Here is a 12,259-nt window from a genome sequence, read left to right as displayed (position 1 = left end):
GGTGCTGCCCCGATGGCTGCCGACCTGGTGCTGATGGCTGCCGCGCTGGTCACCGTCGTGGTGCTCTGGCGCAGCGGTGCCCGGGTGTCACCCGGCGTGCACGGCTGGCGCAGCCTGCGCGGCTGGCGGCTGCTAGCCGTCGCCGTGGTCCTCGGCGTGGCCAGCAGCGTGGCCGTCGCGGTCGTGAGCGGCGCCCCGCGGGCCGGCCTCTTCGACCCGGTCGGCCAGCTGGCCCCGCTGCCCGCCGTCGGCCTCGCCCTGATCGCGGTGCTGACCCTCCTCACCCGCGAGCAGCTCCGCTCCGGCGGTGCCCGGCTGCTCACCGAGACCGCGCTGTTCTTCAGCGCCTCGATGGTGCTCGCGCAGGTGCTCGTCGTCGGTCCCGCGCTGGGCGGCCAGCCGCTCACCGCCCCGGACCGCCAGGTCCTCGAGCTCGCCTGCGTGCTCACCGCCGCGATCCTGTCCGCCGTCCTGGTGCTCATCACGCTGTCCGCCGGGGCCCGCCGGGCCAGCGGCGCGCTGCTGCTGCTGGCCGCCGGCACCTGGGCCGCCGCGCACGGGTTCGCCGTCGCGGGGGAGGACCTGGACCTGCCGCTGCTGGTCAGCGGGGTCACCGGCGCCCAGCTGGGCGCCCTGCTGCTGCTCTGCCTGGCCGCGCTGCGTGACCCGGGCGCCCACGTCGTCGCCCCGCCGACCCGCACCACCGCCCGGCTCAGCCTGGCCGGCCAGCTCCTGCCGCACGTCGTCATGGTCGTGGCGGCCGGGGTCTACCTCGGTGCGCCGCTCGCCGGCGCCGACCCGTCCCGGGCGGCCGGGGTCGCCCTGCTCTGCTGCCTGGCCCTCACCGCCGCCCAGCGCGCCGTCGCCGCCCGCGACGAGTCGCGGGTCGCCGGGCGGCTCCGCCGCAGCGAGGCCTACTTCCGCTCCCTGGTGCGCTCCAGCAGCGACGCCGTGCTCATCCTGGACAGCGAGCTGCGCGTCACCTGGGCCGCACCGAGCCTGCAGCCCCCGGTCGACGCGCCGCCGCTGACCGGCCGCCCGCTCGTCGAGGCGGTGCACCCCGAGGACGCCGAGGCGGTCCGGGTGTGGCTGGCCGGCGGGGTCGCCGGGTCGGCCGGTGCCGCCCCGATCGGCCTGCGCGAGTTCCGGCTGCGGGCCGTCTCCGGCGGCTGGCGGGTGCTCGAGGCCGGCGTCAGCGACCTGCGCGGCGACGCCGACGTGCGGGCCCTGGTGCTGCACTGCCGCGACGTCACCGCCCGGCTGGACCGCGAGCACGAGCTCAGCTCGCTGGCCTTCACCGACCCCCTGACCGGGCTGCCCAACCGGGCCGCACAGCGGGTGGTGCTGGACGGGCTGCTCGGCGAGCTGGCGGCCCCGGCCGGAGACGCGGCCGAGGACGTCGCCCTGCTGCTGATCGAGGTCCAGGGTCTCCGCGAGGCCGGCGAGCACGCCGGCCGGGCGGTCGTGGACGTCGCCCTGGTCGAGGTGGCCCGCCGGCTGCGCGCCACCGTGCGCGCCGAGGACCAGGTGGCCCGGATCGGCGCGGAGCTGTTCAGCGTGCTGGCCCACGGCACCGGCGACGAGCCGGACCGGGTGGCCGCGCGCTGCCTGTCGGTCATCGAGGCGCCGATCACCACCGAGGCCGGCATCGTCGACCTCACCGCCGCGGTCGGGCTGGCCCCGCTGGTCGCCGGCCTCACCGACCGCGCGGCGGTCGACCGCGCCGAGCTCGCCCTGCTCGACGCCAAGAGCGCCGGCGCGGGCTCGGTGCGCCGCTACCGCGCCGAGCTGACCGCTGCCCGGGACCGCCGCGAGCAGCTGCGCCGGGACCTGGTCGGCGCCCGCGAGCGCGGCGAGCTGGCCCTGGTCTGGCAGCCGATCGTCTCGCTGGCCGACCACCGGGTCACCGGCGTCGAGGCGCTGCTGCGCTGGCAGCACCCGCTCTACGGCGACGTGCCCCCGGACGAGTTCCTGCCCGTCGCCGAGCGCGCCGGGCTGGTCGTCGAGCTGCAGCGCTGGGTGCTGCACACGGCCACCGCCGCCGCTGTCGCGCTGCCCGGGCACGGCGTCGAGCTCAAGCTCGGGGTCAACGTCTCCGCCCAGCACCTGGCGGCCGGCACCCTCGTCGGCGACGTCACCTCGGCGCTGCGGGCGAGCGGGCTGTCCCCGGAGCGGCTGGTCGTGGAGATCACCGAGTCGGCGCTGATGGGCGAGCACGTCGCCGACGACGTCACCGCGCTGCGGTTGATGGGCGTGCACCTGGCCCTGGACGACTTCGGCCGGGGCAGCTCGTCGCTGCCCGGGCTGGGCCGGCTGCCGGTCGACATCATCAAGCTGGACCGGGCGCTGCTGTCCCGCGTCGACCGCGACCCGTACACCCGCGCGGTGTGCGAGGCCGTCGTCGCGCTGGGCACCGTCCTGCACATCGACGTCGTCGCGGAGGGCGTGGAGACCGCCAGCCAGCTGGGCGTGCTCTCCGCTCTGGGCTGCGGGTTCGCGCAGGGCTTCCTGCTGTCCCGGCCGGTCGGCCTGGTCGGGCTGACGCAGCTGCTGGACGCGCACGACGGCCGGCTCTGGCCCGGGCTCGTCGGCCGGGTCGAGGCCTCGTGACCGCCACCTCGATCTCCCGGCCGGTGCCCGGGGCCACCCCGCTCGTCCCGGTCATCGCCTGGCCGCGCGCCACGGTGCTGTCCCTGCTGGCCGCGGTCGCCGTCGGTCTGGCCGCCGCCGAGGCGGTGTGGCCGGAGGCCTCCGCGCACCTGGCCCCCGCGGTCCTCGCGGCCGCGTCGCTGGCGATCTGCGTGCTCGTCGTCCGGCACGAGCGGCGCCTGGACCGGGTGTCCGCCGCGCCGTGGCGGGCCTTCGCCGTGCTCGCCCTGCTGCTGGCGCTGGGCGAGGCCATCGCCGCCCTCCGCGGGGTCGGGGTGAACGCCACCTCCGCCGGGTGGCAGGACCTGCCGCTGCTGGCCGCCATCCCCTTCGCGCTGCTGGGCTGCGCCCGGCTGGTGCGCTCCGCCGCCACCGGCATCAGCGCGCGGGTGGTGCTGGACGCCCTGGTCGCCCTGGTGGCGCTGGGTGTGCTGCTCGACGTGCTGCTCGACGCGGTCCTCGGCCGGGCCGTCGGCTCCGTCGACGACCTGATGGCGCTGGGCTACCCCGCCCTCGGGGCGGTGCTCTGCACGGTCGGCCTGGTCACCTTCGCCGGCGTGGGCGAGGCCCGCCGCATCGCCGCCGGCTGGCTGCTGGCCTGCTTCGCCTCCGTGGGGGTGGTGACCGTCAGCGGCGCCATCGCCGCGGTCAGCCCCTCCGCCGCCGCGGACGTCGTCACCGGCACCGCCTGGATGGCGATGCTGGCCTTCGGCACGCTGGCGATCGCCGCCGACCCGGGGCAGTCGACCGACCCGGACGACGAGGTCGCCGCCGTGCCGCTGCTGGGCGTCGTCATCAGCTACTGCGCGGCCTTCGGCGTCGTCCTGCTGCTGCTGGGCGGTCGGATCGCCGGGCGGCCGATCGAGCCGTTCGAGGCGGTCGCCGCCTCGCTGCTGCTGGTGCTGACGTTCGTCCGCAGCCTGGTCTGGGCCGCGGACGGCGCCCGGCTGACCCGCCAGGTGCTGCGCACCGAGGCCTACTTCCGCACGCTGGTGCACAGCGCCGCCGACATCACCATCGTGCTCGACCAGCACGGGCGGATCACCTGGGACTCCGGCGCCGGCAGCCACTCGCACGGCTGGACGGCGCGCGAGCTGGAGGGCCGCCGGCTCACCGAGTTCGTGCACCAGGACGACAGCACCGAGCTGGCGGCGGCCCTCGCGGCCGGCGCCGACCCCGACCAGGGGCGCGGGCGGACCTTCCGGCTCCGCTCCCGGGACGGCCGCTGGCCGCGCTACGAGACCGTGCGGGTGGTGGCCTCCGGTGCGCTCCTCGGCCCGGTCCGCGGCGCCGACGTGACCGCCGGCAGCGCCGGGCTGGTGCTGCACCTGCGCGACGTCGACGACCGCCGGGAGACCGAGCTCGAGCTCGAGCGGATGGCCTACACCGACTACCTGACCGGGCTGCCCAACCGGGCCCGGCTGATGGCGGCGCTGGGCAACGCCCGCAGCCGCGCCGGCGAGGGCGAGCAGTCCTGCCTGCTGCTGCTGGACCTCGACGGGTTCAAGGCGGTCAACGACATCGCCGGGCACGAGGCCGGCGACCTGCTGCTCGTCGAGGTGGCCGACCGGCTGCGCGCCACCGTGCGCGACCGGGACCTGGTCGGACGGCTGGGCGGCGACGAGTTCGCCGTCGTCGTGCGCGCCGGGCTCGACGAGTCCACCGCGCTGGCCGAGCGGATCCTCGTCGAGCTGGCCGGGGTGCACCGCTCGGTGCCCACCCCCGGGGCCGACCCGGACCTGGTCTTCGACGTCTCCTGCAGCATCGGCGTCACCGAGCTGCACCCGGCCGACGAGGTGCCGGTGGCCGTGCGCAACGCCGACCTGGCGCTCCGCGCGGCGAAGGCGGCCGGCAAGAACTGCGTCCGCCGGCACGGCGAGACCGCCGACAGCGCGACCGTGCGCCGCACCCGGCTCGCCCGGGACCTGCCCGACGCGCTGTCCCGCGGCCAGCTGCGGCTGGTCTACCAGCCCGTCGTCGGGACGGTGGAGCGCCGGGTGCTCGGCCTGGAGGCGCTCGTCCGCTGGGACCACCCGGTGCTCGGCGAGGTCTCGCCGGACGAGTTCGTGCCGCTGGCCGAGGACGACGGCCTCATCGTGCCGCTGCAGCGCTGGGTGCTCGAGCAGGCCACCGCCGAGCTGGCCGGCCTGCTCGCCGAGGACCGCGACCTGCAGCTCGGGGTGAACATCAGCGTCCGGCACCTGCAGTCCGGGAGCCTGGTGCCCGACGTCGCGGCCGCGCTGGCCCGGTCCGGGGTGCCCGCCGGGCGGCTGATGCTCGAGGTCACCGAGTCGCTGTTCATCGGCGAGCCCGACCGCGCCGACGGCGACCTGCAGACGCTGCACGACATGGGCTGCGTCATCTCCCTGGACGACTTCGGCCGCGGCTACTCGACCTTCGCCTACCTCGCCCGGCTGCCGGTCGACGTGCTCAAGATGGACCGGGAGTTCCTGGCCGGCATCGAGGACGACGAGCGCAGCGCCGCCCTGGTGCACAGCGTCATCGAGCTGGGCCGCCGGCTGTCCATCGACGTCGTCGCCGAGGGCGTCGAGACCCCGGGCCAGCTCGCCCGGCTGCAGGAGCTGGGCTGCCGGTACCTGCAGGGCTTCCTGCTCGGGCGGCCGACGGCACCGGCGCAGCTGGCCGCGGTCATCGACGCGTTCGACGCCGGGCTGCTGGACGGCCCGCTCGCCCCGGTCGAGGTCGCCGTCCCAGTGGGTGAGTGACCCCGTCCCACTGTGTGGAACGGGTCGGTTGACGGCGGACGCGCGGGGGCGCACAGTGTGACCGTGCCCCGCACTCGTCTGCTCGTAGCGATCCGCTAGCGCGCCGGTCCCCCCGACCGACGCGCCACCCCTCCGTGCCATGGGCACGAGGGGTTTTTTGTTGGCCGGGCACCGTCCGGCCGACCCACCGGACCAGCGGCAGGCGTCCGCCGCAGCACCCCACCCCGCGCCCAGGGAGATCGTCGAGATGAGCACCACCACCAGCAGCGCCGGCCGCACCGCAGCGGCTCCCGGCCCCACCGCCGCGCCGGGAGCCGGTCCGGCACCGGCCACCCCGGTCAGCCCGACCGAGGCCGCCGCCGCGGCGACCCTCGGCGTCGAGACCACCGCCCGGTCGATGGCCGAGGCGGCCGCGGAGCCGGCCGCCGGCATCACCGGCGCGCAGAGCCTGGTCCGCTCGCTCGAGGCGGTCGGGGTGGAGGTCGCCTTCGGCATCCCCGGCGGCGCGATCCTGCCGCTCTACGACCCTCTGTTCGACTCCGGCATCCGGCACGTGCTGGTGCGCCACGAGCAGGGCGCCGGGCACGCCGCCACCGGCTACGCCCAGGCCACCGGTCGGGTCGGCGTCTGCATGGCGACCTCGGGCCCCGGGGCGACCAACCTGGTCACCCCGCTGGCCGACGCGTACATGGACTCCGTCCCGGTCGTCGCGATCACCGGCCAGGTCTCCACCGGCTACATCGGGACCGACGCCTTCCAGGAGGCCGACATCCGCGGCATCACGATGCCGGTCACCAAGCACAGCTTCCTGGTCACCTCGGCCGACGAGATCCCGCAGCGCATCGCCGAGGCGTTCCACCTGGCCAGCACCGGCCGGCCCGGACCGGTGCTCGTCGACGTTCCCAAGGACGTGCTGCAGGCGACCACCGACTTCTCCTGGCCGCCACGGCTCGACCTGCCCGGCTACAAGCCGACCACCCGCCCGCACGGCAAGCAGGTGCGCGAGGCCGCGGCGCTGATCGCCGGTGCCCGCCAGCCGGTGCTCTACGTCGGCGGCGGCGTGCTCAAGGCCGGTGCCAGCGAGGAGCTCGCCGAGCTGGCGGAGCTCACCGGCGCGCCCGTCGTCACCACGCTGATGGCCCGCGGCGCCTTCCCGGACAGCCACCCGCTGAACCTGGGCATGCCAGGCATGCACGGCAACGTCACCGCGGTCACCGCGCTGCAGAAGGCCGACCTGCTGGTCGCCCTGGGCGCCCGCTTCGACGACCGGGTCACCGGCGAGCTGTCCAGCTTCGCGCCGAACGCCGCGGTGGTCCACGCCGACATCGACCCCGCCGAGATCGGCAAGAACCGCCGGGCCGACGTCCCGATCGTGGGCGACGCCAAGGCGACGATCGCCGAGCTGGTCACCGCGCTGCGCGCCGAGCACGAGGCCGGGCGCACCCCCGACCTCGCGGCCTGGTGGGAGCAGCTCGAGGACTGGCGCGCCCGTTACCCGCTGGGCTACGACTGGCCCGAGGACGGCGCCCTGTCGCCGCAGTACGTCATCGAGCGGCTCGGCGAGATCGCCGGGCCGGACGCGATCTACGCCTCCGGGGTCGGGCAGCACCAGATGTGGGCCGCCCAGTTCATCCGCTACGAGAAGCCGGGCACCTGGCTGAACAGCGGCGGGCTGGGCACGATGGGCTACGCCGTCCCCGCGGCGATGGGCGCCAAGTACGGCATGCCGGGCACCACGGTGTGGGCGATCGACGGCGACGGCTGCTTCCAGATGACCAACCAGGAGCTCGCCACCTGCGCGATCGAGGGCATCCCGATCAAGGTCGCGGTCATCAACAACGGCAACCTGGGCATGGTCCGGCAGTGGCAGACCCTCTTCTACGAGGGCCGCTACTCCAACACCCACCTCAACACCCACGGCGGTGGCGCGGGGGCGGCCAAGCAGGTCCGGATCCCCGACTTCGTCGCCCTGGCCGAGGCGCTCGGCTGCGTCGGCCTGCGCTGCGAGAGCAAGGACGACGTGGACGCGGTGATCGAGAAGGCGATGGCCATCAACGACGCCCCGGTGGTCATCGACTTCATCGTCGGCTCCGACGCCCAGGTGTGGCCGATGGTGGCCGCCGGTGCCAGCAACGACGAGATCCTGGCCGCGCGCGACGTCCGCCCGGTCTTCGGAGAGGGACAGGTGTAGGACAATGACTCGCCACACGCTCTCGGTCCTGGTCGAGAACAAGTCCGGTGTGCTGGCCCGGGTCTCGGCGCTGTTCAGCCGGCGCGGGTTCAACATCGAGTCCCTCGCCGTCGGCCCGACGGAGAACCCCGACCTGTCCCGGATGACGATCGTCGCCGACGCGGAGTCCGCGCCGCTGGAGCAGATCACCAAGCAGCTGAACAAGCTGATCGAGGTCATCAAGATCGTCGAGCTGGACGGCGGCGCCGCGGTGCAGCGCGAGCTGCTGCTGGTCAAGGTCCGCGCCCCGCTGGCCGACCGGCAGCAGGTGCTGCAGACCGCCGAGCTGTTCCGCGCCCGGGTGATCGACGTCAACGTCGACACCGTGACCCTCGAGGCGACCGGTACCCCGGACAAGCTGCAGGCGCTGCTGGCCGTCCTCGCCCCGCTGGGCATCAAGGAGATGGCCCAGTCCGGCACCGTCGCGCTGGGCCGCGGACCCCGGTCGATGAGCGGCGCCGGTACCTTGCGCCCGGTCGACCAGCGCTCCGCGTAACCCGAGACCGTTCCACCCCCACCCCGCGCTTTATCGCGATAAAGCACGCTCCACCGAAGGGATCACCACCGCATGGCCGCCGAGATCTTCTACGACGACGACGCCGACCTCTCGATCATCCAGGGGCGCACCGTCGCCGTCCTGGGCTACGGCAGCCAGGGCCACGCCCACGCGCTGTCGCTGCGCGACTCCGGCGTCGACGTCCGGGTCGGCCTGCCCGAGGGCTCCAAGAGCCGGGCCAAGGCCGAGGCCGAGGGCCTGCGCGTGGTCACCCCCGCCGAGGCGTCCGCCGAGGCCGACCTGATCATGATCCTGGCGCCGGACCACGTGCAGCGGAAGCTGTACGCCGAGTCGGTCGAGCCGAACCTGCAGGACGGCGACGCGCTGTTCTTCGGCCACGGCTTCAACATCCGCTTCGGCTACATCAAGCCCCCGGCCGGCGTGGACGTGGCGATGGTCGCCCCCAAGGGCCCGGGCCACCTGGTGCGCCGCGAGTTCAGCGACGGCAAGGGCGTGCCCTGCCTGATCGCCGTCGAGCAGGACGCCAGCGGCGCGGCCCAGTCCCTGGCGCTGTCCTACGCCAAGGGCATCGGCGGCACCCGGGCCGGCGTCATCAAGACGACGTTCGCCGAGGAGACCGAGACCGACCTGTTCGGCGAGCAGGCCGTTCTCTGCGGCGGCATGTCCGCGCTGGTCACCGCCGGGTTCGAGACGCTCACCGAGGCCGGCTACCAGCCCGAGATCGCCTACTTCGAGTGCCTGCACGAGCTCAAGCTGATCGTCGACCTGATGTACGAGGGCGGCATCGCCAAGCAGCGCTGGTCGGTCTCCGACACCGCTGAGTACGGCGACTACACCTCCGGCCCGAAGGTCGTCGACGCCCGCGTCAAGGAGTCGATGAAGGACGTCCTCACCGCCATCCAGGACGGCACGTGGGCTGCGGCCTTCATCGCCGACCAGGACGCCGGCGCCCCGGACTTCAAGGCCAAGCGGGCCGCCGCCGAGGCGCACCCGATCGAGGCCACCGGCCGTCAGCTGCGCGGCCTGATGAGCTGGGTCAGCGCGACCGACGACTACACCGGCACCGCCGCCCGGTAGCAGCGGACTCCGGCGAACGGCCCCCGCAGCGCTCGCTGCGGGGGCCGTTCCCGTTCAGCGGCCGGTGAGGGCCCGCCGCTGCCGGTGGGCGGCGAAGTACTGGGCCGACGAGCGCAGGCAGAGCAGCACGAGCATCGCCAGCGCGGCCAGGAAGAGCACCAGCAGGAACACGATGCCGCCGGCCTGCCCGGACTGGCCGGGCTCGGAGACGGCGCCGATCAGCCCGAAGAGGAAGAACAGCCCGCTCACCGCCACCGCGATCGAGGAGCCGACGAGCAGCAGCACCCGGCTGCGGCCGCGCAGCGCGAGCACGCTGCCCCAGACCATCAGCACGGTCCAGGCCAGCGCGAGCAGGGCGAGGACCACCAGCACGGCGCGGACGTCGCTGATGCCGGACTCGGTGGCGCCGGTGTCGAAGCTCGGGTCGCTGTTCTCCAGGGCGTCGACGAGGTCGTCGATGACCGCGCCACCGGCCAGGAAGGCCACGGTCACCAGCAGGCCCATGGCGGCGTGGACCAGCCCGAGGACGGCCGCAGTGATGACCGTGCCGGGCCGGGCGGGCTGCACGTCGCCGTAGGGGGAGCCGCCGTAGGGCGACTGGCCGTACGCGGGCTGGCCGTACTGCTCCTGGCCGTAGGGCGCCTGGCCGTAGGGCTGCTGCCCGTACTGGCCGTACTGGGCGGTGTCGTACGGCTGCTGCCCGTACGGCGGCTGCCCGTACTGCTCCTGGCCGTACTGCTGCTGCCCGTACGGCTGCTGGCCGTACTGGGCCGGCTGCCCGTACCGGGTCTGCCCGTACCGGTCGTCCTCCCCGCCGGAGGGCTCCTGACCCGGCGGGACGGCGGGGGAGGACCCCGCGGCGGTGGCCCCCGTCCCGGAGCTGCTGCCCTCCGGCGGGGCCTGCCACCGGTCCGGCTGCCCGCTCGCCTGCTGGCCGAAGGGGGTCGTCTCCTGACGGCCCTGGGCGTCGTCCCGGTCGTTGCTCATGATCTCCTCCGCACGGGCCGGTGGCACCGGCGCTCGGCCTCAGGATGGCGGTGCGGGTGGGGGCGGGCAAGCAGGCCCCCACCTCGGCGGAGTCCACCCAGTGGGACCGGTGGGCACCGGCGGTCCACCGGAGCGGCGGCGTCCCTACGCTGTGCTCCCGTGACCACGACCACGCCCGTCGTCCTGATCGCCGAAGAGCTGGCACCCAGCGTCCTGGAGGTGCTCGGCGGCGACGTCGAGATCCGGCACGTCGACGGCGCCGACCGGGCGGCGCTGCTGCCGGCGCTGGCCGAGGCCTCGGCCGTGCTGATCCGCTCGGCCACCCAGATCGACGCCGAGGCGCTCGCCGCGGCGCCGCTGCTCAAGGTCGTGGCGCGGGCCGGCATCGGGCTGGACAACGTCGACGTGCCGGCCGCCACCGAGCGCGGCGTCCTGGTGGTCAACGCACCCACCTCCAACATCGTCAGCGCCGCCGAGCACGCCGTCGCGCTGCTGCTGGCCGCGGCCCGGCACATCCCCGCCGCCGACGCCTCGCTGCGCGAGGGGAAGTGGGCGCGGTCGAAGTTCACCGGCGTCGAGGTCACCGAGAAGACCGTCGGCGTGGTCGGCCTGGGCCGGATCGGGGTGCTGGTGGCCCAGCGGCTGGCCGCCTTCGGCGTCACGCTGATCGCCTACGACCCCTACATCCAGCCGGGCCGGGCGGCCCAGCTGGGCGTCCGGCTCGTCTCGCTCGACGAGCTGCTGCGCGAGGCCGACTTCATCACCATCCACCTGCCCAAGACCCCGGAGACCCTCGGGCTGATCGGCGCCGAGCAGCTCGCGGCGACCAAGCGCGGCGTGATCATCGTCAACGCCGCCCGCGGTGGGCTGGTCGACGAGGCCGCGCTGGCCGAGGCGCTGCAGTCCGGCCAGGTCGGCGCGGCCGGCATCGACGTCTACGCCAAGGAGCCCTGCACCGACAGCCCGCTGTTCGGTCTGCCCAACGTCGTCGTCACCCCGCACCTGGGCGCCTCCACGACCGAGGCGCAGGACAAGGCCGGCACCGCGGTGGCGCGCAGCGTCCGGCTGGCGCTGCAGGGCGAGTTCGTCCCCGACGCGGTCAACGTGCAGGCCGGCGGGGTCGTCGCCGAGGACGTGCGCCCGGGCCTGCCGCTGGCGGAGAAGCTCGGCCGGGTCTTCACCGCGCTCGCCGGCGGCCTGGCCCAGTCCGTGCACGTCGAGGTGCAGGGCAAGATCGCCGAGTTCGACGTCTCGGTGGTCCAGCTGGCCGTGCTGCGCGGGGTCTTCACCGACGTCGTGGAGGAGGCGGTCACCTACGTCAACGCCCCGCTGCTCGCCGACCAGCGCGGGCTGGACGTCACGCTGTCCAGCAACACCGAGAGCCCCGACTACCGGAACCTGATCACCGTGCGCGGGGCGATGTCCGACGGCACCACGGTCACCGTCTCCGGCACCCTCTACGGCAAGAACCAGGTGCCCAAGCTCACCGAGGTCGCCGGCTTCGACGTCGACCTCACCGCCGACGGCTACCTGCTCTTCTTCGTCTACGCCGACCGGCCGGGCATCGTCGGCACCGTCGGTGCGGCGCTGGGGGAGGCGGGCATCAACATCGCCGGTGCGCAGGTCAGCCGGACCAACCAGGGCGGCGACGCGCTCATGGCGGTCACCGTCGACAACCCGGTCAGCGGCGAGCTGCTGGCCGACATCGCCGGCCGGATCGGCGCGGGCCAGGCCCAGGCCGCCGACCTCCGGCCGAGCTGACGGGTCCACCGCACCCGCCGCACCCACCGCACCGGCCCGAGGCCGCGCCGTCCCCTGGACGGCGCGGCCTCGTCGCGTCCACGGGCTGGACGGCCGCCCGGGTGGTTGAACAGCGCAGCACCGTGGCATCCGCGCCACCGGGACTGGGCCACCTGCCGCGGGCTGCGCGCGTCGGCGGGGCTGGACGCAGCACCGGGGGCACAGCGACCGCACAGCGGGGCCAACTGCGCCGAACGGCGCTCGGCACTGCTCCGAACGGCCTATTGGCCGTTGGTCGCAGCAACGACGACCGTTCACCGTGACTCGCAATTG

General features: G+C 74.8%; 7 protein-coding genes. 6 read left to right on the top strand and 1 reads right to left on the bottom strand.

The annotated features are described in order from the left end of the window. Positions 1–12 precede the first annotated feature (12 nt). From FHX36_RS21175 to ilvC, 5 genes are all read left to right on the top strand, one after another. Complete coding sequence (locus FHX36_RS21175) at positions 13–2,610, top strand: putative bifunctional diguanylate cyclase/phosphodiesterase (protein ID WP_183514336.1); 2,598 nt, start codon at positions 13–15, stop codon at positions 2,608–2,610. Next, a complete protein-coding gene (locus FHX36_RS21170) occupies positions 2,607–5,375 on the top strand; it encodes an EAL domain-containing protein (protein WP_183514334.1) in 2,769 nt (922 codons plus the stop codon). The genes FHX36_RS21175 and FHX36_RS21170 overlap by 4 nt, the downstream gene beginning before the upstream one ends. A gap of 247 nt (positions 5,376–5,622) precedes the next feature. After that, the gene (locus tag FHX36_RS21165) at positions 5,623–7,566 is read left to right on the top strand and encodes an acetolactate synthase large subunit (protein ID WP_110552391.1); all 1,944 of its coding nucleotides are present in this window, start codon (positions 5,623–5,625) and stop codon (positions 7,564–7,566) included. Positions 7,567–7,570: 4 nt separating this feature from the next. After that, a complete protein-coding gene (ilvN, locus tag FHX36_RS21160; protein ID WP_110552392.1) occupies positions 7,571–8,101 on the top strand; it encodes an acetolactate synthase small subunit in 531 nt (176 codons plus the stop codon). Positions 8,102–8,173: 72 nt separating this feature from the next. Beyond that, positions 8,174–9,199: a ketol-acid reductoisomerase gene (ilvC, locus tag FHX36_RS21155; RefSeq protein ID WP_110552393.1), complete on the top strand. Its 1,026-nt coding sequence runs from the start codon at positions 8,174–8,176 to the stop codon at positions 9,197–9,199. 54 nt (positions 9,200–9,253) lie between these two features. Here the strand turns inward: ilvC and FHX36_RS21150 are convergent, their stop codons facing one another. Continuing rightward, positions 9,254–10,186: a hypothetical protein gene (locus FHX36_RS21150; RefSeq protein WP_110552394.1), complete on the bottom strand. Its 933-nt coding sequence runs from the start codon at positions 10,184–10,186 to the stop codon at positions 9,254–9,256. A gap of 159 nt (positions 10,187–10,345) precedes the next feature. On the opposite strand from FHX36_RS21150, the gene serA reads away from it, so the two are divergent. Beyond that, positions 10,346–11,947: a phosphoglycerate dehydrogenase gene (gene serA, locus FHX36_RS21145; protein ID WP_110552395.1), complete on the top strand. Its 1,602-nt coding sequence runs from the start codon at positions 10,346–10,348 to the stop codon at positions 11,945–11,947. Positions 11,948–12,259: the final 312 nt, after the last annotated feature.

The sequence above is a fragment of the Modestobacter versicolor genome (assembly GCF_014195485.1).
Taxonomy (GTDB): domain Bacteria; phylum Actinomycetota; class Actinomycetes; order Mycobacteriales; family Geodermatophilaceae; genus Modestobacter; species Modestobacter versicolor.
The sequence above is the reverse complement of the archived record's forward strand: the minus strand, read 5'-3'. Positions and strand labels throughout refer to the sequence as shown.

Coding starts and splice junctions, on each gene's coding strand:
- FHX36_RS21150 (WP_110552394.1), bottom strand. CDS start 10,186: ATGAGCAACGACCGGGACGACGCCCAGGGCCGTCAGGAGACGACCCCC.
- FHX36_RS21175 (WP_183514336.1), top strand. CDS start 13: ATGGCTGCCGACCTGGTGCTGATGGCTGCCGCGCTGGTCACCGTCGTG.
- FHX36_RS21165 (WP_110552391.1), top strand. CDS start 5,623: ATGAGCACCACCACCAGCAGCGCCGGCCGCACCGCAGCGGCTCCCGGC.
- ilvC (WP_110552393.1), top strand. CDS start 8,174: ATGGCCGCCGAGATCTTCTACGACGACGACGCCGACCTCTCGATCATC.
- ilvN (WP_110552392.1), top strand. CDS start 7,571: ATGACTCGCCACACGCTCTCGGTCCTGGTCGAGAACAAGTCCGGTGTG.